Origin of the sequence: Micromonospora sp. NPDC049257, assembly GCF_040678915.1 — a bacterium.
In the GTDB taxonomy this organism is placed as follows: domain Bacteria; phylum Actinomycetota; class Actinomycetes; order Mycobacteriales; family Micromonosporaceae; genus Micromonospora; species Micromonospora antibiotica.
The window spans coordinates 82862-106847 of the sequence record NZ_JBFAQU010000008.1 but is presented as its reverse complement, the minus strand read 5'-3'; the positions used below and the strand labels follow the sequence as shown (position 1 = coordinate 106847).

Annotated in this window: 23 protein-coding genes; 17 read left to right on the top strand and 6 right to left on the bottom strand. The window is 73.1% G+C overall.

Annotation, left to right across the window (positions count from 1 at the left end):
• The first annotated feature begins 17 nt into the window (after positions 1–17).
• From AB0K25_RS14970 to AB0K25_RS14960, 3 genes are read left to right on the top strand one after another with little or no spacing between them, the layout of a single operon-like run.
• The gene (locus AB0K25_RS14970) at positions 18–311 is read left to right on the top strand and encodes a hypothetical protein (RefSeq protein ID WP_141723074.1); all 294 of its coding nucleotides are present in this window, start codon (positions 18–20) and stop codon (positions 309–311) included.
• Positions 311–1237, top strand: a complete 927-nt coding sequence (locus tag AB0K25_RS14965) for a methyltransferase domain-containing protein (RefSeq protein WP_219466300.1) — start codon at positions 311–313, stop codon at positions 1235–1237. The genes AB0K25_RS14970 and AB0K25_RS14965 overlap by 1 nt, the downstream gene beginning before the upstream one ends.
• Complete coding sequence (locus AB0K25_RS14960) at positions 1234–1599, top strand: hypothetical protein (RefSeq protein WP_219466303.1); 366 nt, start codon at positions 1234–1236, stop codon at positions 1597–1599. The genes AB0K25_RS14965 and AB0K25_RS14960 overlap by 4 nt, the downstream gene beginning before the upstream one ends.
• Before the next feature lie 56 nt (positions 1600–1655).
• Here AB0K25_RS14960 and AB0K25_RS14955 read toward each other — a convergent pair whose 3' ends face one another.
• The 3 genes from AB0K25_RS14955 to AB0K25_RS14945 all read right to left on the bottom strand — a co-directional run bounded on the left by AB0K25_RS14955 (position 1656) and on the right by AB0K25_RS14945 (position 3823).
• Complete coding sequence (locus tag AB0K25_RS14955) at positions 1656–2207, bottom strand: hypothetical protein (protein ID WP_357533214.1); 552 nt, start codon at positions 2205–2207, stop codon at positions 1656–1658.
• Between the two features lie 32 nt (positions 2208–2239).
• Positions 2240–3040: a SigB/SigF/SigG family RNA polymerase sigma factor gene (locus AB0K25_RS14950; RefSeq protein WP_219466310.1), complete on the bottom strand. Its 801-nt coding sequence runs from the start codon at positions 3038–3040 to the stop codon at positions 2240–2242.
• A gap of 198 nt (positions 3041–3238) precedes the next feature.
• A complete protein-coding gene (locus AB0K25_RS14945; protein ID WP_357533217.1) occupies positions 3239–3823 on the bottom strand; it encodes a hypothetical protein in 585 nt (194 codons plus the stop codon).
• 89 nt (positions 3824–3912) lie between these two features.
• Between AB0K25_RS14945 and AB0K25_RS14940 the strand changes: the two genes are divergently transcribed.
• The 5 genes from AB0K25_RS14940 (at position 3913) to AB0K25_RS14920 (ending at position 10432) form a co-directional block, all read left to right on the top strand.
• A complete protein-coding gene (locus tag AB0K25_RS14940; RefSeq protein ID WP_357533219.1) occupies positions 3913–5328 on the top strand; it encodes a peptidoglycan-binding protein in 1416 nt (471 codons plus the stop codon).
• A 26-nt stretch (positions 5329–5354) separates the two neighbouring features.
• Positions 5355–6011, top strand: a complete 657-nt coding sequence (locus AB0K25_RS14935; protein ID WP_208565854.1) for an ABC transporter ATP-binding protein — start codon at positions 5355–5357, stop codon at positions 6009–6011.
• Entirely contained in the window at positions 6008–7255 is a 1248-nt protein-coding gene (locus AB0K25_RS14930; protein ID WP_208565681.1) for an ABC transporter permease, read from the top strand. Before AB0K25_RS14935 ends, AB0K25_RS14930 begins: the two co-directional genes overlap by 4 nt.
• Positions 7256–7912: 657 nt before the next feature.
• Positions 7913–8218, top strand: a complete 306-nt coding sequence (locus AB0K25_RS14925; RefSeq protein ID WP_363820562.1) for a MerR family transcriptional regulator — start codon at positions 7913–7915, stop codon at positions 8216–8218.
• An 876-nt stretch (positions 8219–9094) separates the two neighbouring features.
• Positions 9095–10432, top strand: coding sequence for a cellulose binding domain-containing protein (locus AB0K25_RS14920; RefSeq protein ID WP_357533223.1), 1338 nt, complete (start codon positions 9095–9097; stop codon positions 10430–10432).
• Positions 10433–10537: 105 nt separating this feature from the next.
• Here the strand turns inward: AB0K25_RS14920 and AB0K25_RS14915 are convergent, their stop codons facing one another.
• A complete protein-coding gene (locus tag AB0K25_RS14915; RefSeq protein WP_357533225.1) occupies positions 10538–12823 on the bottom strand; it encodes a xyloglucanase in 2286 nt (761 codons plus the stop codon).
• Between the two features lie 544 nt (positions 12824–13367).
• Between AB0K25_RS14915 and AB0K25_RS14910 the strand changes: the two genes are divergently transcribed.
• Genes AB0K25_RS14910 through AB0K25_RS14890 form a run of 5 tightly spaced genes read left to right on the top strand, consistent with a single transcriptional unit; the run spans position 13368 to position 18729 of the window.
• Entirely contained in the window at positions 13368–14963 is a 1596-nt protein-coding gene (locus tag AB0K25_RS14910; RefSeq protein WP_219466328.1) for an ABC transporter substrate-binding protein, read from the top strand.
• Positions 14960–15985, top strand: a complete 1026-nt coding sequence (locus tag AB0K25_RS14905) for an ABC transporter permease (RefSeq protein WP_308290994.1) — start codon at positions 14960–14962, stop codon at positions 15983–15985. The genes AB0K25_RS14910 and AB0K25_RS14905 overlap by 4 nt, the downstream gene beginning before the upstream one ends.
• Entirely contained in the window at positions 15978–16961 is a 984-nt protein-coding gene (locus AB0K25_RS14900; protein ID WP_363820557.1) for an ABC transporter permease, read from the top strand. Before AB0K25_RS14905 ends, AB0K25_RS14900 begins: the two co-directional genes overlap by 8 nt.
• On the top strand, positions 16958–17953 hold the full coding sequence (locus AB0K25_RS14895; protein ID WP_219466330.1) for an ABC transporter ATP-binding protein: 996 nt from the start codon (positions 16958–16960) through the stop codon (positions 17951–17953). Before AB0K25_RS14900 ends, AB0K25_RS14895 begins: the two co-directional genes overlap by 4 nt.
• Complete coding sequence (locus tag AB0K25_RS14890) at positions 17950–18729, top strand: dipeptide/oligopeptide/nickel ABC transporter ATP-binding protein (RefSeq protein WP_219466333.1); 780 nt, start codon at positions 17950–17952, stop codon at positions 18727–18729. The genes AB0K25_RS14895 and AB0K25_RS14890 overlap by 4 nt, the downstream gene beginning before the upstream one ends.
• Here AB0K25_RS14890 and AB0K25_RS14885 read toward each other — a convergent pair.
• Both AB0K25_RS14885 and AB0K25_RS14880 read right to left on the bottom strand, forming a co-directional pair.
• Entirely contained in the window at positions 18698–19363 is a 666-nt protein-coding gene (locus AB0K25_RS14885; protein WP_219466336.1) for a response regulator transcription factor, read from the bottom strand. The genes AB0K25_RS14890 and AB0K25_RS14885 overlap by 32 nt on opposite strands.
• Positions 19351–20640, bottom strand: a complete 1290-nt coding sequence (locus AB0K25_RS14880) for a sensor histidine kinase (RefSeq protein ID WP_219466339.1) — start codon at positions 20638–20640, stop codon at positions 19351–19353. The genes AB0K25_RS14885 and AB0K25_RS14880 overlap by 13 nt, the downstream gene beginning before the upstream one ends.
• A 210-nt stretch (positions 20641–20850) precedes the next feature.
• Here AB0K25_RS14880 and AB0K25_RS14875 point away from each other — a divergent pair, with 210 nt between their 5' ends.
• From AB0K25_RS14875 to AB0K25_RS14860, 4 genes are all read left to right on the top strand, one after another.
• Positions 20851–21384, top strand: coding sequence for a SigE family RNA polymerase sigma factor (locus AB0K25_RS14875; protein WP_208565688.1), 534 nt, complete (start codon positions 20851–20853; stop codon positions 21382–21384).
• Positions 21371–22612 carry a hypothetical protein gene (locus AB0K25_RS14870; RefSeq protein WP_219466347.1) on the top strand — a complete coding sequence of 414 codons (1242 nt, stop codon included), beginning with the start codon at positions 21371–21373 and terminating at the stop codon, positions 22610–22612. The genes AB0K25_RS14875 and AB0K25_RS14870 overlap by 14 nt, the downstream gene beginning before the upstream one ends.
• 240 nt (positions 22613–22852) lie before the next feature.
• On the top strand, positions 22853–23485 hold the full coding sequence (locus AB0K25_RS14865) for a TetR/AcrR family transcriptional regulator (protein WP_308290995.1): 633 nt from the start codon (positions 22853–22855) through the stop codon (positions 23483–23485).
• Between the two features lie 11 nt (positions 23486–23496).
• Complete coding sequence (locus AB0K25_RS14860; RefSeq protein ID WP_219466354.1) at positions 23497–23889, top strand: PPOX class F420-dependent oxidoreductase; 393 nt, start codon at positions 23497–23499, stop codon at positions 23887–23889.
• Positions 23890–23986 lie beyond the last annotated feature (97 nt).

The window sequence follows — 23986 nt, the reverse complement described above, 5'->3', positions numbered from 1 at the left end:
TATCGAAAGTGGTGGCCATGCCGTTCGGTGTGTTGCAGGAGATGCCCGGCGTCAGCGAGGCGGAGTACCGCCAGGTCGAACGGCACCTCGGACCGGACCGGCCGCCGGGGCTCGTCGCCCACGTCGCCGGCCCGGTCGAGGACGGCTGGCGCATCATCAACATCTGGCAGGACGAGGCCGCGTTCCGCCGGTTCCAGTCCGAACGGCTGGTCCGGGCGGCGGGCCTGGCAGCGCAGGAGGACGGCTTCGACCCGACGAAGGCGGCCGGCTTCCGCGCGGTGAGCGTCGACGGCACCGAGATGCCGTTCTGATGGCCGACGCCGCCGCCCTGCGGTCCCGAGGTGCCACCTTCTGGGCAGGGGCGGCGGCCGGCTGGATCCGGCACGCCGACTGGCAGGACGGGATCGGGCGACCGTTGGGCGCGGCGGCCATGGATCGCCTGGCCGTACGGCCCGCCGAACGAGTGCTCGACGTGGGCTGCGGTTGCGGCGGCACCACGGCCGAACTCGCCTCGGCCGTGGGCGCGGCCGGCACGGCGGTCGGCGTCGACATCGCCGAGGCGATGGTGGCCGCCGCCCGGCGACGGTTCCCCCCGGACCGGTACCCCGGAATCCGGTTCCACGCGGCGGACATCGACACCCTCGATGCCGTACCGGGAGCGCCGTTCGACGCCGCGTACTCGCGGATGGCCCTGATGCTGCTGGCGGACCCGGTCGCCGGCTGCACCGCGATCCGGCGGTCGATGCGCCCGGCAGGCCGACTGGCCGCGACCGTGTTCCGCGACGGCACCGTCAACCAGTGGCTGTTCGCCGCGATGCTCGGCGCGGCACCGCACCTCGGAGCGCTGCCACCGCTACCGGTGGGAGCCGAACCCGGTCCGTTCGCCTTCGCCGACCCGGCGCGGCTCATCCGGATCCTCACCGCTGCGGGCTGGACCACTGTCACGACCACGCCGTGTGACGTGGTCATGCAGGCACCCGACGACGCCGAGGCGGTGGCCGAGTGGCTCGTCGAGATCGGCCCGGCCGGTGCCGCGTACCGGGCGGCCCCGCCCGCCGGGCAGGCAGCGGCGCGCGCGGGAGCGGCCCGGTTGCTCGACCGGTTCCGGGAACCCGACGTCGGCTACCGGCTGCCCGCCGGCCTCTGGCTCGTCACCGCGACCGCCGGGGCGGCCGACGAGCCGTCCGCTGCGGACGACCCGTCCTACCCACCCCCTGAAGGGACGAAGAACCGATGAAAACCGTGCGTACGCTCGTGTCGACCCTCTGTCTCGTGCTCACCCTGTCCGCGTGCGACACCGCCGCCGCGCCACCCGACGCCGCGTCCAGCGCGGCCGGGTCCGCTGCGGCCGGCGACTCGACGCCGGTGTCGGCGAAGGAGGTGTGCGCCTACCTGGAGGGGCGGTTGCCGACACTGCGGGGTATCGGGTCCGAGACCGGTGCGATGGCCAACCTCACCGTGAACCTCTATTCCTGGTACGAGAAGCAGGGCGCGGTGCCGAGTGGCCGCCAGATCGACGACCAGACCGGGCAGGAGTGCCCGACTGTCCGGACCGAGTTGCTAGACCTTGCCGGCATGGAGAGCTTCGACCGGCTGTAGGTCGTCCGATGCCGGCTCACCGCGTATCTCGTGCCGCCGCGATGCCCCGCTCGGGGTCAGCGACGGTCGAGGGCCGACTCCAGCCGACGGATCAGCGTCTTGCGGCCCTTGCCCCGGCGCTCGGCACGCAGGGCCGCTCTGAGCTGCGTGGTGTCAAGATCGCGGACGTGCCGGGTCGCCTCGGCGACGGTCAGCTCGGTGAGGGACCCGGCCGACGTGACGCTCCGGCGGGCCCGCCGGGCCGGCCCGGTGTTGGCGACGTACTGCCGGCCGGCCGTCGACGACTTGCGCTTGCGGGCGTCGGTGGCGCGTTGCTGCTGCGGGGAGAGCTGCTTCCAGGCCCGGTCGGGCAGATAGCGGTCGGTCTCGCCGTCGTGCCGGGCCCGGGTGGTGCCCTGCCGGGTCCGCCACTTCTGGTCACCCCAGCGCCGCAGGGACTGCTGCCGCTCGTCGCGCGGGCCCTGGTAGCCACCGCCGCGCTTCTGGTATTCCCGGGTCAGCAACTGCGACTTGCGCGCCGACCACTGTCCCGGCCGACCACCCCGGTCACCGGCCCTGATCTCGTCCTTGAGCCGCTCCCGCAGCTCGGGTTCCGTGTACCGCGCCATGGGGGCGGAGTACCCGTGGTCGCCCGCCGTACTCACCCCCGGTCGTCGGTGAGCCGGCCGCGCAGGACGGCCAGCGCCCGGGTGATGAGCCGGGAGACGTGCATCTGGGAGATGCCGACCCGGTCGGCGATCTCCGCCTGGGTCAGGTTGCCGTAGAAGCGCAGGGCCAGGATCCGGCGTTCGCGGTCCGGCAGGGTGGCGAGGGCGGGGCCGAGGGCGACGTGGATCTCGACCAGTTCGAGTTCGTGGTCCTCGACGCCGAGGGTGTCGGCGAGTTCCATGCCGCCGTCGGTGCCGATGGGGGTGGACAGCGAGGTGGCCTGGTAGGCGCGGGCCCCCTCCAACCCTTCCAGGACGGCCTCCTCGGACACGTCGAGGTAGCTGGCGATGTCGGCGACGGTCGGCGAACGGCCCAGGGTGTGGGTGAGCGTGCTGTTCGCCTCGCTGATCGCCAGGCGCAGCTCCTGGAGCCGGCGGGGGACCCGCACCGACCAGGTGCGGTCCCGGAAGTACCGCTTGATCTCGCCGACGACGGTGGGGATGGCGTACCCGGTGAAGGCGACACCCCGCTCCGGGTCGAAGTGGTCGACCGCCTTGATCAGCCCGAGCGCGGCGGTCTGGGCCAGGTCGTCGTCCTGGACTCCGCGCCCCGAGTAGCGGCGGGCCAGGTGCCGGGCGAGCGGCAACCACGCCTCGATGGCGCGGGCCCGCAGCACCGGGCGGCGCGGGTCGTCGGCGGCCAGCGCCGCCATCGCGGCCACGAGCTCGTCGGCGCTGGCGGCGCGGTGCTGGTCGGTGGGGGTGCCGGCGGTCGGTTCGGACGTGGTGAGCATGCTGGGCCTTCCGCACGTGCCCGCTGATCGGAGCGACCGGAGGAACCTCCGCATCGGCTGACGCCGGAGCACGCGGACGGGCTGCGCGCTGTCACAGGGTCACGATCACGGGACTGGCCACCGCGTCATGTCGTCCATCTGGTGGAGCGAACGCTACCCGAAGGACGGAAGGATGGCTACCCGAAAGGATGATGCCGGTCATCGGCTGAACGCCTCCCGCCGGCACGCCGTCATCCGGGGCGACTGGAAGTCACCGTTCGGGCCGACCTCGGTGATGCCGAACTCGCCGTCCTCGTCCGGCTCGGTGAGCCGGTAACCGGCCTTCTTGGCGCACTGGTACCACTGCCGTTGGTTGTCCCGGAACGCGGCGTTGTCCGTGCGCTTCTGCCGTTCATCGAAGAACTCCGGCTCCTTCGACCGGCACGCCGCCCGCACCTCCTTCGCCCTCGGGTCCTTCTGGCTCTCCTTCCAGATGACGCTCCGACCGTCCTCGTACCCGGGGCCGCCCTCCTTCGCCACGCACTCACCCCAGACCGCCCGCAGGGCCTCGATCTCGTCGTTGGTCGCGTCCAGGGGGATCAGGGGACGCTGGTCCTCGACGGAGCCGGCCGGGCTGCTCGACGCCGGGTCCGGGCTCTGCAACGAGGCGACCCGGGAACTGTCGGCCCGTGGGCCGTCGGCCCGGTCGTCGGTGCGGGCGGTGGAACAACCACTGAGCAGGCAACCGACCACCAGCACCGGTACGGCGAAGCGACGGGCCTGCACGGAGAGCATCTTCGGCATGGTGCCCACGGTCGTCGCCTGATGTCAGAAACCCGTGAGGCGGGGCGATCCTGACAGGTTTCTGAAGAACCGTCGCCATGCTCGGCGGTGTGCCAACAGAACAGTCACCAGCGCAGAGCCCACCGCGCCGCACCGGTCGACGCCTCGTCGTCCCGGCGATACTGATCCTGGCGGTGGCGGTCGTCGGCGGCGGCGTCGCCTGGTCCGTCCACCGTGGTCCGGGTACGCCCTCCGGGGACCCGCTGGTCCCGGTGCAGACCACCACCGTCGTCCGGACCGACCTCGCCACCACCGTGTCGCTGACCGGCACCCTCGGGTACGGGCGGGCGGAACCGGTGAAGGGCGGTCGGAGCGGGACGGTCACCTGGCTGCCGGCGGCCGGTGCGACGGTCACCCGGGGCAAACAGCTCTACCGGATCGACGACCAGCCGGTGCCGTTGTTCTACGGTGGCCTGCCGCTCTACCGCGATCTCGCCGAACCCGGCACGGTGGGCCGTGACGTGCGGATCATCGCCACCAACCTCAAGGCGCTGGGTTACGAGATCGGCTACCAGCCCGTACCGGGGGAGAAGGTCGTCCGGCCGGCGAAGGCGGGCCCCGCCACACCGGCGTCCGGCCAGAAGTCGACGTCAGGCCAGCAGAAGTCGACGTCCGGCCAGAAGTCGGCGTCCGGGCCCGGGGAGACCGCCACGGGGCAGCAGCGCGCGGGGTCGGAGCCGGGGCAGCCGGCGTCGGCGCAGGCGGCCTCTGGTCAGCCCGCGTCCGGGCAGGCGGCTGCTGGTCAGGGTGCGTCCGGGCAGGAGGCTGCTGGGCAGGGCGCGGCGGCACCCACACCGGCGGCGGGCGGCACCGCCGCCACCCCCGCCCGGGTCGTCGTCCGCAAGGGTGAAGGGGTGCTGACCGGCTCGCTGATGCGGGCGATCAAGCGCTGGCAGCAGGACGTCGAACTGCCGGTGACCGGCCGGATCGCCGTCGGCGACGTCGTCGTGCTGCCCGGCGCGGTCCGGGTCGACGCCGTCACCGCCCTACGCGGGGACGACGCCGAGACCCCGCTGTTGACCGTCACGCCCACCGCGAAGGTGATCACCGTCCAGGCCACGGTGACCGAGGCCGGGACGGTCCACCGGGGCGACCGGGTGACGGTCACCCTGCCGGGCGACAAGACGGTCGACGGCACGGTGTCGGCGGTCGGCACCACCGTCGCGCAGGACGACGCCGCGGGCCCGACCAGTGAGCCCAAGCGGGCCGTCACGGTGACCGTCGACGAGGACCTGACCGGGACCGACGCCGCCGACGTGCGGGTCGACCTGGCCGGCGAGACCCGACCGGACGTGCTCGCCGTGCCGGTCGGCGCGCTGGTGGCGCTCAGCGAGGGCGGCTACGCGCTGCAACGGGCCGACGACGACCGGTTCGTGGCCGTCGCCACCGGCATGTTCGCCAAGGGGATGGTCGAGGTCTCCGGCGACGGGATCACCGAGGACCTCAAGGTGGTGACGACCTCGTGACCGTGCTGGCCGTACGCGATGCCGCCATGCGCTATCCCGGCGGGGTCACCGCCCTCGCCGGTGTCTCGCTCGACATCACCGGGGGCGAGATGCTGGCCATCGTCGGCCCGTCCGGCTCCGGCAAGTCGACCCTGCTGCACATCATGGGCACCCTGGACCGGCCGACGTCCGGCACGGTGCACCTGGGTGGGCTCGACGTCGGCGGGCTCTCCGACCGGCAACTGTCCGCGTTGCGGGGGCGCTGGCTGGGCTTCGTCTTCCAGCAGTTCCACCTCACCGCCGGGCTGAGCGCGGCCGAGAACGTCGCCACCGGGCTGCTCTACGCCGGGGTGCCGCGCCGGCACCGCCGGTCGTTGGCCCTCGCGGCGCTCGACCGGGTCGGCCTGGCGCACCGCGTCACGCACCTGCCGCACCAGCTCTCCGGTGGTGAGCGGCAGCGGGTGGCGATCGCCCGGGCGCTGGTCCACCAGCCCGCTCTGCTGCTCGCCGACGAACCCACCGGCGCGCTGGACACCCGCACCGGCCAGGCCGTCCTGGAGCTGCTGTACCGGCTGCACGCCGAGGGCACCACCATCGCCGTGATCACCCACGACCGGGACATCGCCGCCCGACTGCCCCGTCGGGTGGAGCTGCGCGACGGTCACCTGGTCGCCGACTCCGGCCGGGTGGTGACGCCCCGATGAGCACGGACACCCCGCAGGCGTCGCATCCGGGTACCGCACGTGACGCCGCCCGGCCGGTCCGACTGGCCCTGACCGACCTGCTCGGACTGGGTCTGCTCGGCATCCGTACCCGGCGAACCCGGGCCGCGCTGTCCGCGCTCGGCATCGCCATCGGGATCGCCACGATGATCGTGGTCACCGGCATCCCCGCCTCCAGCCAGGCCCAGCTCATGCGGGAACTGGCCGCGCTCGGCACCAACATGCTGGAGGTACGGGCCCTGCCCGACCAGGACCCACCGGCGCTGCTGCCGCAGGAATCGACCGGCATGGTACGTCGGGTCGGCCCGGTGACCAGCGTCAGCGCGGTGGCCAACACCCACACCCTGGTACGCCGGTCCGACCGCGCCGACCCCGATGACGGCTCCGGCCTGACGGTGCTGGCCAGTCAGCTCGACCTGCTCCCGATCATCAACGCCCGCGTCCAGCACGGCAGTTGGCTCACCCCGGCGACCGCACGGTTTCCCACCGTGGTGCTCGGGTCGGTCGCGGCGGCCCGGCTGGGGGTGGTCGACGTGGGCACCGGGGGTGGCCCCGGTCAGCAGGTGATGATCGGCGACCGGTGGTTCACCGTCGTCGGCATCCTGGCCGCCGTCCCGCTGCTGCCGGAGATCGACCGGTCCGTGCTGGTCGGCTGGCCGGCCGCGCAGTCCGAACTCGGCTTCGACGGGCACCCCACCGTGCTCTACGTCCGGTCGCTGGAGCCGGCGGTGGAGCAGGTCCGGGCGGTGCTGCCCGAGACGGTCAGCCCGCAGAGCCCGGCCGACGTGCTGGTCAGCCGACCGTCGGACGCCCTGGCCGCGAAGCGCGCCACGGAGAGCGCCTTCTCGTCGCTGTTTCTCGCCCTCGCTGCGGTGGCGTTGCTGGTCGGTGGGATCGGGGTGGCCAACACCATGGTCATCTCGGTGCTGGAACGGCGGGCCGAGATCGGCCTGCGGCGGGCGCTGGGGGCCAACCGGGGCCAGATCCGGGGCCAGTTCCTCACCGAGTCGGTGGCCCTGGCGGCGTTGGGCGGGGTGGCCGGGACGGTGCTCGGCGTGGCCGTCACCGTCGGTTACGCCACGTACCACCACTGGCCGGTGGTGATCCCGCTGTCGTCGACGCTGGCCGGGCTGGGGGGTGCGGTGGTGGTGGGCGTGGTGGCCGGCGTCTACCCGTCGATGCGCGCCGCCGCCCTGTCGCCGACCGAGGCGCTGGCCAGCGTCTGACCACGGCGGCCCGTTGCGTTACGTCAGGTGTCCACGCGCTCACGGAGAAAAACTATGTGCGAAACGCTAGATATTCTTGCCGGCAGTGGTTAGTGTTCCTGTCGTTGACAGCAGAGATCGTCGAAAACGCCGACGAAGTGACCGAGCGGGGCCCCGGACATGTCTCGTGGCCCGGCCGGCACGGCGGTGAGTTCTGATCACCGCAGCAAGCAGAGCAAGAGCGTGATGGTGAACGACAAGACCCTGATGTAATTCCAGGTCAGGGCAGACAGGTGGGCCAGTGCTGGTTCGGGGCTCGCCTGGTGGGACAGTCCGTTGCACGTGGACGGGGCCATGAAGTCGCGTGGGGCTCCGACACCGATGGACAGCACGACGAACGTCAGGAAGTGAAAGCAGAGGAAAGGGAGGGCCCCGAACACCGTTGGATCGCCCGCCTCCAGGACGCACGTGTCGATTCTGGAGCCGGACACCGCAGTTTCCATCGAACGAGAGGTGGTCTCCGGTCACGCTTATGCGATCCTCGCGCCCTGGTCCGCCGATGGCGGCGGGTGCGGATACGACAAACCGACGAACCTGTCGGTAGATGGTGTTTCAGACCCGTAAACCCCGGGCCCCGGCGCGAAAGCGCCGGGGCCCTCGTCACGGAGAGGTGTGTGTATGGCCCAACCCGACGACATGTTCGATGACGAGGACTTTCCCGCCTACACGATGGGCCGCGCCGCCGAGATGACCGGTGCCACCCAGGACTTTTTGCGTCGCCTCGACGAGGCGAAGCTGATCACCCCGGTCCGGTCGGCCGGCGGTCACCGCCGCTACTCCCGTCACCAGCTGCGCCTTGCCGCGCGGGCGCGGGAGATGGTCGACCAGGGCACAGCCCTGGAAGCCGCTTGTCGGATCATCATTCTCGAAGACCAACTCGAAGAAGCCCTCCGGCGCAACCAGCAGGACCAGCGGCCGAGTTGACCGGCGACCCGCTGCCCCGGGTGGGCGCGGCGGGCCCGGCCGGTGTCGGGCCCGCCACGGGTCGTTCGCCCGATCCTGACCGTGGGCCGCGACACCGGCCACCGCGGGCGACGCCCGGTGTCGCCCATGACGATTCAGCAGCCCTCGGGTGGGGGTGAGATCGGAGCATGGTGGTGGCCATCGACGGTGTCCCCCGGTCGACCGCCCTGAGCGCCTCCGGTGTTAGCGGTCACAGTCGTCGACGGGTCCAGATTCCGGAAAGTTACGAATTTCGCCACCGATAGTTTCGAGGAGAGCTGTCGGTTCCCGGTGCCGTCGGGCTCGGTGAACCCCGTGCGGGGCTACAGCGGTCGACGCCGCGCGCGTCGTCCCCGACCCGTTCCGGAGCGTCGCCCCGACCTGCGGAAGGGGTTCCTGGCCAGGGAAAACGGCGCGGTCGTGCGGGCCGGGTCCGACCTGCCGCCGCGCGCCGGACCCCGGCTGCGGCGGGTCGGGCGTCCGCCGGCGGTGGGCCCGGTCGTGGTGTGTCGGCGGATCCGCGCCGACCGCCCCGGGACGTGACCGGTTGAGCATGTTATCGATAACCTGCTATCTTTCGGCCGGGAGCGAAGGGCACGTTCCCAGTCATCCCCGTCACTCGGCGGCGGTGCGCGAGGGCACCCCTCCCGCGCCCCCTGCCGGTCGGTGAACAGTCCGGGCCGCCCCACCGAGCCGTCGTGCCGCCCGCGCCGAACGGGCGCGTCCGCCCACCCGAGTCGACTCGCCGACGGCGAACCGACGGGTCCGAGTCGTCCTCCGTGCGCATCGTGCTGTCCCCGTCGGGCCGGCCGACGCCCGCCCGTTCGACGTCGCGTACCACCACCGGGACAAAGACCCATGGCAAGGAGCCAAGCAATGGTGAGACACAGACATCTACTTCCGACCATCGCCGCCGTGGCCGTTCTCCTCGCGGCGACCGTCGGCGGCGCGCTCAACGGCGGGCTGCCCGCCACGGCGGAGGCCGCGACGAACGGCACCCTCGCGGCGACCGCGGGCTGCGGCAAGGCGCCCACGCTGAGCAACGGCACGCGCACCATCACCAGCAGTGGCCAGAACCGCAGCTACATCCTGCGGATCCCGGACGGGTACGACCGCAACCGCCAGTACCGGCTGGTCGTCGGCTTCCACTGGTTGAACGGTTCGGCGCAGAACGTGTCCTCCGCCGGCTACTACGGCCTGCTGCCGCTGTCGAACAACAGCACCATCTTCGTCGCCCCGCAGGGCATCGACGCAGGGTGGGCCAACACCAACGGTCGGGACCTGACCCTCTTCGACGACATCACCCGGCAGGTCGAGAACGACCTGTGCGTCGACACCACCCAGCGGTTCGTGCTGGGCTGGAGCTACGGCGGGGCGATGAGCTACGCGGTGGCCTGCGCCCGGCCCACCGTCGTCCGCGCGGTCGCCGTGCTCTCCGGCGCCCAGCTGAGCGGCTGCAACGGTGGCACCCAGCCGGTGCCGTACTTCGGCATCCACGGCACCCACGACAGCGTGCTGAACATCTCGATGGGCCGGTCGCTGCGGGACACGTTCGTCCGGAACAACGGCTGCACCGCGCAGAGCCCCCGCGAGCCGGGCCTCAACACCTTCACCCACATCACCACCGTCTACTCGGGCTGCCGCTCCGGCTTCCCGGTGCAGTGGGCCGCGTTCGACGGGGACCACACCCCCAGCCCGGTCGACGGCTCGGGCAGCCCCAACGACTCGCGGACCTGGACCTCGGGCGAGATCTGGCGCTTCTTCAGCCAGTTCCAGTCCACCACGCCGCCGACCACGCCCCCGCCGACCACCGCTCCGCCGACGACCCCGCCGCCCACCACCGCCCCGCCGACCACGCCTCCGCCCACCACCCCGCCGCCCACCAGCGGGCCCGGCGGCTGCACCGCCACCTACAAGGCGATCAACAACTGGCCCGGCGGTTTCCAGGGTGAGGTCACCGTGGCCAACACCAGCTCCGGCGCGATCACCGGCTGGGCCGTGGGCCTGAGCCTGGGCAGTGGCCAGGCGATCAGCAGCGTCTGGAACGGCGTCAACACCGGCACCACCGGCAACGTCACCGTCCGCAACGCCGCCTACAACGGTGCGCTCGCGCCCAACGGCTCGACCACCTTCGGCTTCACCGCCACCGGCAACGGCACCCCGCCGCCCGGCAACATCACCTGCGCCATCTCCTGACCGCAGGCAGCACCGAGGGCCCGGAGCCGACCGGCTCCGGGCCCTCGTGCCGTCAAACCCACCGGAACCTGCCGGGCCCCGGAACATGCCGGGCCCCGGCAGGTCTCACCGACGTGCCGGGTCGCCGTAGACGATGCCCCGCCCGTAGCCGCTCAGGTAGACCCGACCGTAGACGTCAGGATCGCCGGTGAGTGACTCGGGGAGACCGCCGTACTGGTGCCGGTCGTCATTGATCCGCACCCAGCTGCGGCCGGCGTCGTCGGAGCGGAAGACGCCCTGCTGGCCGCGTACCTTGGCGGCGACGTAGAGCGCCGGGTAGGACCGCCCCGGTGCCGCCTTGCCGAAGCCCACGTTGTCGGCGGTGTCCACTGTCGACACCCGCTGGAACGAGGCACCGGAGTCGGTCGACCGCCACAGCCCGTACGAGGTCCAGGACGCGCCACCGGCGACCCAGATCTCACCCTCGTGTCCGGGTACCGCCTTGAGGCGTACCCCCCAGTTGGTCGTGGGGAGGCCGGTGGCCGCCGAGGCGGTGAAGCTGGCCCCGCCGTCGGTGCTGACGTGCACCGTGCCGTTGGAGTAGGCGTAGAACTTCAGCGGGTTCACCCGGTCGGCGATGACCATGGCGTTGGCCGGAACTCCCACGGACGGTGTCCACGAGGTGCCGAACCCGACCGAGTGGACGACCGGTTGGCCCGAGTCGCCCGGGGCCCAGACGAACCGGCTGCCGTCGGCCGAGGCGGCGATGCTGCCGCCGGAGTTGACGCCGTTCGGCTCGGTGCCCTGGAACCAGGTCGCACCGCCGTCGGTGGAGAACGCCGCGTGACTGTCGCCGGGGCGGTCGGCGTCGTTGAAGTCACCGGCCCGCACGATCACCCGGGGGTTGCGCTCGGCGAAGTCGACGCTGCGGGTGGTGGAGAAGATCGGGTTGGTGAAGATCGTCTTTGGGGCGGCGTCGAGGTCGTCGTGGCGGAAGCCACCCACGTCGCCCATCGCGCTGACCAGCGGGCCACCGGGCGGCTTGACCAGGCCCTGCACCGCCCCCTCCTCCAGGCCGTCCACCATCGGGGTGATGGTGAAGGTGTCACCGGAGTCCCAGGCGGTCAGGTCCGTGGTGCCGGCGATGCCGGGGCCGCCGTTGAACAGCAGGCGGTCGGAGTCGAACGGGTCGATCTCCAGCGCGGAGATCACCTGGCCGATGTTGGGGGCGTAGAGCGGTGGGTCGTCCTGCCTGCCCATCGTCATCCACGGGTTCGGGCTGCTGTCGATGGTGTAACGCAGCTTGCGGTTCGGCCAGGCGTCCCAGTCCCAGATCCGCGACCAGGTGCCGCCGCCGTCGGTGCTGCGCCAGATGATGCCGTCCGGCCACCAGGAGACCTGGGAACCGACCATGATCGTGTCCGGGTCGCTGCGGTCGACGGTCAGGCCGGAGTAGCCGAAGTAGTTGTCGCCGCTGCTCGACGGGACCGGACTGATCTGCGTCCAGGTGCCCGGGGTGGCCGCGTACCTCCACACGTCGCCCTTGCCGCCGCCGAACGGGCCGATGTTGTCGGCGGTGGTGACGTAGAGCAGGTGGTTGACCGGGTCGACCACGCCCCGGTGCGGGAAGTAGCCGGTCGGTGCCCCGGCCAGCGGGCTCCAGGTCGCACCGCCGTCGGTGCTGCGGTAGACCGGGTCGTCCGGGTCGGCGACCCCGACGTAGATGGTCTTCGTCGTGGTTCCGTGCCGTTCGGTGTTCCGGTCGAACGCCACCCAGACCAGCCCGGGGTCCTCGGCGGTGCCGGTCGTCTGCGGGTTGTCCCCGGTGTGGGGGAAGCTGGTCACCCGCGACCAGCGGGCACCGCCGTCGGTGCTGCGCCAGAGGCCGTTGCCGCTCGGCGCACCCAGGTAGAGCACCCTGTCGTTGGCCGGGTCCACGGCCAACCGCTCGCCCATGCCGCGACCGCTCATGTTGCCACCCAGGGTGAACGGCAGCTCGGTGGCCTGCCACGAGTCACCCCGGTCCCGGGAGCGCAGGATCGCGCCGTGGTGCGGGTCCACGCCGTTGGTGTACATCCCGACCGCCGCCCAGACCCGGTCGGCGTCGGACGGGCTGGCGGCGACACTCGCCACCCCCATGTAACCCCAGTGGTCCCAGTCCACCCAGTCCAGCAGCGGCTTCCACGTGCCGGTCGCCCCGTTCCACCGGTACATGCCGCCCACGTCGGTACGCGCGTAGGCCAGGTTCTTCCGGGCCTGGCTGAACACGATCCCACTGACGAAACCCGTACCGCCGATCTTCACGTTCTCGAAGGAGTAGCGCGTCGAGGCCGGCGGGTGTGCTCCCGCAGCCGTCGGGGCCACCCCCGGCGCAACGGCGCCGAGCGCCGCCGCCAGCAGGATGCTGGTCATCCTGCCGATCCCGCGTCGCCAATGTGTGCTTATTCCTGACATGTGCCGCTTCTCCGTTCATCTTGTCGTCGTTGGTGGTCCTCCCCTCGATCGCCGTCGACGGCTCGCCATGCCCTCGAATTCGGCCGAGCTGTGTCCCGGCCAGTGCGGCTCGCCCGGTGAGCCCTGGCCGTGGACACCTATTCCATCGACTCTGGGCGATCAGATGAGCCTCGTCAAGACTGTGTCGTCCGGGCCCGGGCCCAGGCCCCGATCCGGATCGGGGCGAGCGGGGCGTCGACCAGGCGGGCCTGGCCGGTGCCGCTCTTATTGCCAATACAGTGCAACTGCGGAATAGTGGCAACAGTGGTGGGCAACCCCGGCGCGATGATCCGCACCTCGTCGGGGTGCCCGCCCGCCAGCGACCGCCGCATCCGGGGAGCTGTCGCTGGGCCCCGCCTCGCTGTCCGCCCCGCTGATCCGCCGACCGGCCCGCAGCCGACAGGCGCTCCCACGGCACCGCCCGAGCCGCCGGCCCCGCACCGGACAATCCCAGGAGTACGTCATGGTCAAGCCCCGGTCCGTACGCGTGTCGGCGGTGGTCGGCGTCGCGCTGCTCGCCGCCGTCGGCTGTTCGTCCCCGGTCCCGTCGGCCGGCGGGACGAGCGGTGGCGGCACCGTGGTGGTGGCCACCGCGGGCGAGCCGGACACCCTCAACCCGGTGCTCAACTACGGCCCCGACGGCGCGTCGCTGATCTTCGACGGACTGGTCGCCCGGGACGCCCGCAACCAGCTCGTGCCGGCCCTGGCGCGGGAGTTGCCGCAGGTGTCGGCGGACGGCCGGACCGTCACGGCGACCCTGCGCGAGGGGGTGCTCTTCCACGACGGCAGCCCGCTCACCGCCCAGGACGTGGTCTTCACCTACCAGGCGGTGCTGGACCCCAAGGTCGACTCGACGCTGCGTTCGGACCTGGACATGCTCGCCTCCGTCGCCGCCCCCGACCCGTCCACCGTGGTCTTCACCCTGAAACACGCGTACGCGCCGTTCCTGCAACGGTTGGCGCTGGGTGTCGTCCCGGCGAAGGCGTTCGCGGGGCAGGACGTCAACAAGGCGGAGTTCAACCGCAGGCCGATCGGCACCGGCCCGTACCGGATGACGTCGTGGACGCCGGGGGACCGGCTGGTGCTGGCGGCCAACGACCGGTACTGGGGCGGCAAGCCGGCGAACCCGGGCGTGGTGGTGGCGTTCGTCGCCGACGACAACGTGCGCGCACAACGGATGCGGGCCGGGGAGTTCGACGCGGCCGAGCTGCCGCCGAAGCTCGCCGTCGGGTTCGACGGGCTGGGCGGCCACCGGGTGCATCGGGTCCCCACCGCCGACTACCGGGGGGTGATGCTTCCGACGGGCAACCCGGTCCTGGGCGACCTGGCGGTCCGTCGGGCGCTGAACGCGGCGGTCGACCGGCAGGCCATGGTGACCGGGGTACTCGGCGGGGCGGGGGAACCGGCGTTCGGGCCGGTGCCGCCCTCGTCGGAGTTCGTCGAGGCGTCGGTCGCCGGCCGGCCCGCCGCCGACCCGGCCGCCGCCACCGCGATCCTGGACGCCGCCGGCTGGACGCCCGGCGCGGACGGCATCCGGGCCAGGGCCGGCCGGAAGGCCGCGTTCACCCTGATGTACCCGGCCACCGACAGCCTGCGCAAGGAACTCGCCCTCGCGGTCACCGCCGACGCCAGGAAGATCGGCATCGCCGTCAGCCCGCAGGGCCTCACCTGGGACGCGATCACCCCCCGGATGAAGACCGACGCGCTGATCATGGGGTACGGCACGCCGTACGACCCGGATTTCGTCTCGTTCAAGCTGTTCGGGTCGGCCTTCGCCGGGCAGGGTTTCTTCAACCCCGGCTCCTACCGGTCCGCCACCGTCGACGCCGCGTTGCAGGCCGGCCGGGACAGCGCCGACCCGGCCGCCCGTCGGGCCGCGTACGCCACCTTCCAGCGGCAGCTCGCCGCCGACGTGCCGTGGGTGTTCCTCACCTACCTGCAACACACCTACGTGGTGCGCGACACCGTGACCGGGGTGACGCCCCGGGTCGAGCCGCACGAGCACGACGTCGCCAACAGCATCTGGTGGAACGTGCACACCTGGACGAAGACACCGTGACGACGAAGGCCCCACCCACCGGCCCGCCACGGGTGCGACGTCGGCGGCTGGCCGGGGCCGGGGTGGTGATCCGCCGCCGGCTGCTGGTGGCCGTACCGGTGCTCGCCGCGACCAGCATGGGCATGTTCGCCCTCGGCGCGGCCTCCCCGATCGACCCCGCCCAGCAGTACGCGGGCGCGGCGGCCTTCACCACCACCGAGGAGAACCTCGCGCAGTTGCGCGCCAACTGGGGTGTCGACGATCCGCTGCCGGTGCAGTACGCCCGCTGGGTGGGCAACCTGCTACGCGGTGACCTCGGCTGGTCCACCAGCCGGCACGAACCCGTCACCTCCGTGCTGGCCGCCCGCGCCGGCTGGACCCTGCTGCTCGTCGGTGTCGCCCTCGCCCTCGTCCTGGTGGCCAGCGTGCTGCTCGGCACCCTCGCCGCGTACCGGCGCGGTGGCTGGTTCGACCGGGCCCTGCGGTCCGTCGCGTACGCCGTGCAGTCGATGCCGGTGTTCTGGATCGGGTTGGCCGCGATCGCCCTGTTCGCCCTCACCCTCGGCTGGCTGCCCGCCGGTGGGCTCACCGACCTCACCGCCACCGGCACCGACCCGGCCGACGTGGCCCGGCACCTGGTGCTGCCGGTGACGGTGCTGGCGATCTCCCAGGCCCCGTGGTTCGTGCTGTTCGTCCGGGACGCCGTCGCCGAGAGCCTGCGCGACGACCACGTGCTGGCCGCCCGCGCCCGGGGGCTGCCCGGGCGTACCGTCCTGTTCGGCCACGCGCTGCGGACCGCGCTGCTGCCCTTCCTCACCCTGGTCGGCACCCACCTGCCCGAACTCGTCGGCGGCGCGGTGCTGGTGGAGACCGTGTTCTCACTGCCCGGCCTCGGCGCGGTCACCGTGCAGGCCGCGCTGGGCGCGGACTTCCCGCTGCTGGCCGCCACCACCCTGGCCACCACCGTCGTGGTGCTGACCGCGAACCTGGCCACCGACCTCGGCTACGCCGCCGCCGACCCCCGGGTACGCCTCGATGACTGACCCCGCCCCCGCCCCGGCACCGGCCACCACGCCCGCCCCGCCCTCGGCCGGCCCGCCCTCGGCCGCCCCGCCCTCGGCCGCCCCGCCCGCCCCGGCACCGGCCACCAGGCCCGCCCGGCGACGGCCGTCGCGTCGGCTGTCGACCCTGCTGCGGGGCGGTCGTCCCGGCGTGGTGCTGGCCGCCGGTGTGCTCACCGCCGCGGTCGTCGCCTGCCTGCTCGCGCCTCTGCTCTGGCCGCTCGACCAGAGCGCGGTCGACCTCGCCCGGACCCGGCTCGCACCCTCGCCCGACCACCTGGCCGGCACCGACGACCTCGGCCGTGACGTGGCGTTGCGCAGCCTCTACGGGCTACGCGTCTCGCTGCTCGTCGGCGCGGTCGCCGCCCTGGTCGCCACCGTCATCGGCGGCCTCGTCGGCGCGGTCGCCGGCACCGTCGGCGGGCGGGTCGACCGGGCCCTGATGCGCGTCGTGGACACCATCGCCGCGCTGCCGCACCTGCTGCTGGGCATCTTCATCGTGGCGATGCTGCGCCCCAGCCTCGGCGCGGTCGTCGCCTCCATCGCGTTGACGCACTGGCTGTCCACCGCCCGCATCGTCCGCTCCGAACTGCTCAGCCTGCGCAGCCGCCCGTTCATCGACGCGGCGGTCTCCGGCGGGGCGGGCCGGGCCCGGGTGCTCACCCGGCACCTGCTGCCGCACGTGCTCCCGCGCCTCGCGTTGGCCACCACGCTGATGGTCCCGCATGCCGTCTGGCACGAGACAGCACTGTCCTTCCTCGGCCTGGGCCTGCCCCCGCACCTCGCCTCCATCGGCAACATGATCAACGACGGTCAGCGGTCCCTGCTCACCGGTGCCTGGTGGGCCAGCATCGTCCCCGGTCTCGCCCTGGTCACCGTCACCCTCGCCCTCGCCGCGCTCACCGGCCGCTGGCGGGACCGCCTCGACCCCCGGGTACGAGCGGAGTTGCAGCTGTGACCACGACCGCCCCCGCCGGCACCGGCCGCCGACGCGCCCTGCTGGCGGTCGACGGGCTCACCGTCCGCTTCCGGCTCCGCGACACCGTCGTGCACGCCGTCAGCGACCTGAGTCTCGACCTGCACCCCGGCGAGCTGCTGGCCGTGGTCGGCGAGTCGGGCTGCGGCAAGTCCGTCCTCGCGCACGCCCTGCTCGGCCTGCTGCCCCGCAACGCCACCGTCACCGGGCGGGCCCGCCTGCACCCGACGGCGGGTGACCCGGTCGACCTGATCGCGGTGGGGGAGCGCCACCTCGCCCGGCAGGTCCGGGGTCGGGCCGTCGGTCTCGTCCCGCAGAGCCCGGCCACCGCCCTCACCCCCGTGCGCACCGGCCGGCGGCTGCTGGCGGAGACCCTGCGCGCCCACGGCCACCCCCGCCGGGCTGCCGCCGACGCCGCCGAACGGGTCGCCGCCGACGTCGGCCTGCACCCGACCGACCTCGACCGCTTTCCCCACGAACTGTCCGGCGGGATGGCCCAGCGGCTGGCCACCGCCCTGGCGCTGGCCCCCGACCCGCCGCTGCTGCTCGCCGACGAACCCACCACCGGCCTCGACCGCCCGCTGGTCGACCACACCCTGGACCTGCTGCGCCGCCGCTGCGACACCGGGGCCGCCGTGCTGCTGATCACCCACGACCTCGCCGCCGCCCGCCGCGTCGCCGACACCGTCGCCGTGATGTACGCCAGCCGCATCGTCGAACACCGCCCCACCCCGGACCTGTTCGACCGGCCCGCCCACCCCTACACTGCCGGACTGCTCGACGCCCTGCCCGACCGGGCGTTCACCCCGGTGCCCGGCCATCCGCCGATGCTCACCGACCTGCCCGCCGGATGCGCCTTCGCCCCGCGCTGCCCCCGGGCCACGGACGCCTGCCACACCCCACCCCGCCTCGCCGCCGACGGCGGGGGGCGGCTCGCCTGCCACCACCCGCTCACCTCGAAGGCACCGGCATGACGACCACCGTCGACGACCCGACGGGCCCACCCGACACCACGGCCGTGGCCCCCACCGGACTCGCCGCGCACCAGATCACCGTCCACTTCGGTCGGCAGCGCGTCCTCGACCGCGTCGATCTGCACATCGCCCCCGGCGAGACGGTCGGGTTGCGCGGGCCCTCCGGCAGCGGCAAGTCCACCCTGGCCCGCGTGCTGGCCCTCCTGCACGCCCCGGACAGCGGTCGGGTGACCCTGGACGGGCGGCCCGTCGGGGGCGTCCGTCACCGGGTGCCGGCCGCCGTGCGGACCCGCGTGGCGATCCTGTTCCAGAGCCCCCGCGCCGCCAGCGACCCCCGGCTGAGCCTGGCCGACCTGATCGCCGAACCGCTGCGGGCGACCGGCACCCCGACCGCGGCGACGACCGCCCGTACCGCCGAACTGGCCGACCTGGTCGGGCTCACCCCCGACCTGCTCACCCGGCGTCCGCACGCGGTCAGCGACGGGCAGCTGCAACGCGCCTGCCTGGCCCGTGCCCTCGCGCACCGGCCCGACCACCTGCTCTGCGACGAGGCGACCGCGATGCTCGACGCCTCCACCCAGGCCCACGTCGCCGCCGTCGTCACCGACTACCAGCGCCGGCACTCCGCCGGCGTGCTGCTGATCACCCACGACCCGGCCCTGCTGGCCCGCTGGGCGACCCGGGTGGTGGACCTGCCCGGGGCCGTCGGTGACCCGCTGGCGGCGACGCCCGACCCCGCAGTGGTCACCGGGCCGGGCCGGTACGCAGGTAGGTGAGGACGGCGAGTACCCGACGGTTGGTGTCGTCACTGGGCGGCAGGTCCAGCTTGGCCAGGATGTTGCCGACGTGCTTGCCGATCGCGGCCTCGGTGACGTGCAGCCGGGCCGCGATCGCAGTGTTGGAGTGCCCCTCGGCCAGCAGCACCAGCACCTCCCGCTCCCGGGCCGACAGGGCGGCGAGCGGGTCGCGGGGGCGGTGCAGCAGGTGCCGTACCACGTCGGGGTCGATGGCCGTGCCGCCGTCGGTGACCCGACGCAGGGTCGCGGCGAACTCGGCGACGTCGGCGACCCGGTCCTTGAGCAGGTAGCCGACCCGGCGGCGGTCACCGCTGTCGAGCAGCGCCGAGGCGTACTCGGCCTGCACGTGCTGGCTGAGCACCACCACCGCGAGGTGCGGGTGCCGGGTGCGGGCGGTGACGGCGGCCCGTAGCCCGTCGTCGCGGTGCTGCGGCGGCATCCGGATGTCGGTCACCACCAGATCCGGCTCGTGCGCGTCCACCGCGTCCAGCAGCTCCGGGGCGGAGCCGACGGCGGCGACCACCGTGAAGTCGAACCGGCTCAGCAGGCCGACCAGACCCTCCCGCAGGAGCACCCCGTCCTCGGCGAGCACGACCCGGGTCACCGGGGGCACGGCAGCTCCACCCGCACCAGGGTAGGACCACCGGGCGGGCTGGACAGCAGCAGCCGGCCGTCGACGGCGGCGACCCGGTCGGCGAGCCCGGTCAGTCCGCTGCCCCGGGCCGGGTCGGCGTCGCCGCACCCGTCGTCCCCGATCTCCACCACGAGACTGCCGGCGGACCGGGTCAGCCGCACCTCGGCCCGGCTGGCCCGGGCGTGCCGGGCGACGTTGCCCAGGGACTCGGACACCACGAAGTAGGCGGTGGTCTCGACCACCTCCGGCAGCGGCTGCCCGAGGTCGGCGTGGACGTCGACCGGGATGGTGGCCGCCCCGGCCAGTTCCCGGACTGCGCCGGCCAGGCCGAGTTCGGTGAGGTGCTGCGGGCGGATGCCCTGCACGATCTGCCGGAGGGTGACCATCAGCCCCTTGGCCTGCTCGTGCGCGACGGCCAACGGCCGGGCCGCGGGGGAGTCGTCGGGCACGTCCAGCCGGGCCAGGCCGAGCTGGAGGGTGAGGCTGGTCAGGCGGGGCTGCGCGCCGTCGTGCACGTCCCGTTCGATGCGGCGACGTTCGGCCTCGTACGCGTCGACCAGGCGGGCCCGGGACCGGGTGACCTCCCGCAGCGCCGTGGTCTCGGCGGACCCGTCGAGCAGCCGTCGGGCCACCGTCGCCTGGCCGGCGGCGAGCAGGCCGGCCAGGTACACCAGCGCCGGGACGCACACGACGCCCACGGCCGCGTACGGGATCGCCTGGTGGGCGGTGTCGATCGTGGTCCAGACCACGGTGACCGAGTCGGCGTCGCCGACCAGCCAAGGGCTGGCGACCAGCGTCCCGTCGAGCAGCACGACCAGGAACAGCAGCCAGTACGCCAGCGGCACCAGGCCGCCGAGCAGGAAGGTGTAGCCGACCTCCCGCCAGGCGCCGGCGCTGGTGTAGCGCGCGACCAGATCGGTGAAGCGGGGCCGGTGCAGCGGGCGCGGGTCGACCAGACGCAGCCGCCACCGCTCGACCGGGGCCACCGCGACGCTGACGATCGGGGCCAACGCCAGCACCGTCAGGGCGACGACGGTGAGGAACACGATGATGGGCAGCTCCACCGTCCGGTCCTGGCGTGCCGCGTTGAGCACCGCCAGCAGGGGTGCCCCGACGACGAGCAGGCCGATCGACAGGGGTCCGGCGACCGGCAGGGTGGTGGCGAGGTACGCCAGCGCGCGCCACGGCCACGGGGAGACCAGGTAGTCGCGTCGGCGCAGCGCCGTCGCCAGGTGCAGAGGTACGGGCGAGGTCATGCTCGAACCCTGTCAGGGCGACACCGGCCGACCCAGCCCACTGGCCGTAGCGTTTCCGGTATGCCTGGCCCTACCCCGCCGGGATCCGCCCTGCGGGGTAGCGGGCGGCCGCCTTCGCTACGCGTAGTGGTTCGGCAACTACTTTCGCCGGACGTGCAACTCCCCGGCCCGGTGGCTCCGTTCTACCTCCGTCACGAGGAGGCAGTCGACTTGAAAGCCGAAGACGAACAAGCGTTCCGCGAGTTCGTGACGTCGCAGATGGCGTCGCTGCGCAAGCTGGCGTACATGACCTGCGGCGACTGGCACGCGGCCGAGGATGCCGTGGCCAACGCCCTGGTCAAGCTCTACCCCCGGTGGCGGAAGCTGGACCGACCGGACCTGTACGTCAAGACGATGGTCTACCGCGCCGCGATCGACGAGACCCGGCGGCCCTGGCGGCGGGAGCGGTCGGCCGGCGACGCCATGCCGGACCTCGCGCTGCGGGACCCGGCCGACGCGACCGACGAGCGGATGCGCCTGCGGGCGGCGCTCGACGCGGTGCCGGCCCGGCAGCGGGCCGCCGTGGTGCTGCGGCACTACCTGGGTCTGAGCCTGGAGGACACGGCGGGCGTCCTCGACTGCACGGTGGGGACGGCCAAGAGTCAGGTCTCCCGTGGTCTGGCGAAGCTGCGCGAGTCACTCGCCGCCGAACGCATCAATCTCACCGGGAAGCCGACAGAGGAGTGGACCAATGCAGTTGCATGAGCTGGTGGACGCCGTGACGGGGGAGGAGCCGCCGATGACGCGTACCGCCGACGACATCGTCGCGGCCGGGCGGCGGGCGCAGCGGCGTCGCCGGGCCGGGTTCGCGTCGGCCGGGGTGGCCGGTCTCGTCGTGGTCGCGGTCGCCGGTGCGTTCACCCTGCCGACCCTGGGCGCCGGGCAGCGCACCACTGCCGCACCGCCCCCGGTGGGTGTGGCGGCCGCCGGCCCGGCCGAGGCCCGCTGGGCCGACGCCCCGCCGTTCACCTTCACCTTCAAGGGGTACGACGCGGGCCCGCTGCACGTGCAGGACCCGATCGTCGCGTCGGTCGGTTACCAGATCGCCTCGGTCTACTCCGACGGCCACATCTCGAACGACAAGCCGGTCACGGCCGACGAGATCGAGGCGCGCGGCGATGAGATCGAGCAGAAGAAGCGGGCCACCGGGGGCAAGCCCAGCCTGTGGGCGTACCTGACCGTCTACCGGCCGGGCGTCTTCGACCCGGCCGGGATCAAGAACGGCCGGAAGGTCACCGTGGCCGGGCACAAGGCCGTGCAGGCGACCCTGCCGGTCGGCCTCGACCCGAGCAAGCCGGTCGACGAGGGCAACAAGTTGCTCGCCTGGGAGTACGCGCCCGACGCCTGGGCGGCGGTGACGTCGATCTCCGGTTCCGTCGCCTCGCCCAGCTTCCAGGACCTCGGCGGCCTGGTCGGCGGTCTGAAGCCCAGCCGGCCGAAGCCGGCCACGGTGCCGTTCACCGTCGGCTACGTGCCGGCCGGCTACCGCCCGTTGCAGTCCGGCACGCACGCCATGCCCGGCCTCAGCGGCATCGCCGCGGCCCGCGCCGGTGACTTCGGTGGCGCGACGTACACCCGGCCGGCCGCGCCCACCTCGGGCCTGAGCGCGCCGTACGACGCGACCGAGAACGGCATCAAGGACGGCTTCCACATCTTCGTCACGCCGGGCAGCAGCTCGAACCAGTCCCCGGAGCCGGGCGTGACGAAGTGCTACCCCGGCTCGGACCGGCCGGTCCCGGGCGGCGACGCCGCAGGCGGCGGCTTCTGCAACATCTGGAACGCCAACGGCTCGGTCGTGCTCCAGGTCAGCGGGATGGGGCTGGGCAACAAGCTGCCGGTGGCCGAGCTGAAGAAGATCGCCCAGGGGATCAGGGTCGCCGACGTCAGCAACGAGTCGACCTGGACCCCGGCCGCGCAGGCTCTGCGGCCGTAACGGAACCCCTCCGACGAGGGCGGGTCGGCACGCGGCAGGGGTCGGGGCCGCCTGCCCCCCGGCGACAGCGGTACCGCGCACGACGGCGGTGCCGCTGTCGCCGTGTGTGGGCGCTGTCGCCGTGTGTGGGCGATGTCGCCCCGATCCGGCGCCGGGAGGTGGGGCGGGCCTCGGCGCAACCATGATGTGGAATGCTTCTTCCACTTGGAATTTTTATTCCATTTGGCTAGGCTCCGGCAGGTGAGCGATCCGCCCCCCACCCTGCGCCGCGACGCCGAGCGCAACCGTCAACTGCTGCTGCGCACCGCGTACGCGCTGATGGCCACCAACGGCCTGGAGGTGTCGTACGAGGACATCGCCCGGGCGGCCGGCACCGGGATGGGCACCGTCTACCGCCGTTTCCCGCAGCGGCAGGACCTGCTGGACGCCCTGTTCAGCGAGCACATCGACCGGGTCGTCAGCTTCGCCGAGGAGGCCGCGCGCCACGACGACGCCCTCACCGGGCTCACCTGGTTCCTCGAACGGCAACTGGAGATCGAGGCGCAGAGCCGGGGGCTGGGGGAGCTGCTCCGGGGGCGCGACCAGGCCACCGCCCAGGTGCAGCGGGCGCACGAGCGGATGACCCCGTTGGTGGCGGGCCTCGTCGACCGGGCCGTACGGGCCGGGCAGTTGCCGGCCGGCGCGACCCCGGCCGACTTCGCCGCCGTACACCTGATGGTGGGCAGCGTCATGGACGCCTCCCGCGCCTTCGCCCCGCAGTTGTGGCGGCGCGCGCTGCGGATCGCCCTGGCGGGCCTGCGCGGCGCCGACCTGTCCGACGACCCGCCGCAGGAGTCGGTCATCGCCCGGCTCTACCACCACACCCCGAGATGAAGGCGCAGCCCATGACGGCTCTCCCCGACGACCTGACCGCGGTCCTCCGCGGCACGGCGATCTGTTTCGTGACCACGCTCATGCCGGACGGGTCACCGCAGATTTCCCAGACCTGGGTCGGCACCGACGGCGAACACGTCCTCGTCAACACCGTGGACACCCACCAGAAGACCCGCAACGTCCGGCGCGACCCGCGCGTCGCCCTCGGCGTCGCCGACCCCGCCGCCCCGGCCCGGTACTGGGCGCTGCGCGGCAGCGTGGTGGACATCGCCACCGCCGGTGCCCGCGAGCACATCGACGAGTTGTCCCGGAGATACCTCGGCCGTCCCTATCCCGGTTTCGGCGGTGGCGGGCAGCAGCGCGTCGTGCTCACCGTCAAGGTCGACCGGGTGCACACGCCGTGACCCGGTGAGCGGGGCCGCCTTCCGTTCCCGTCGCCGGGCCTCCACACCGGCGGTACGCTGCCGCCCGGCCCGTCCGGACCGTGAAGTTGGTCGATGC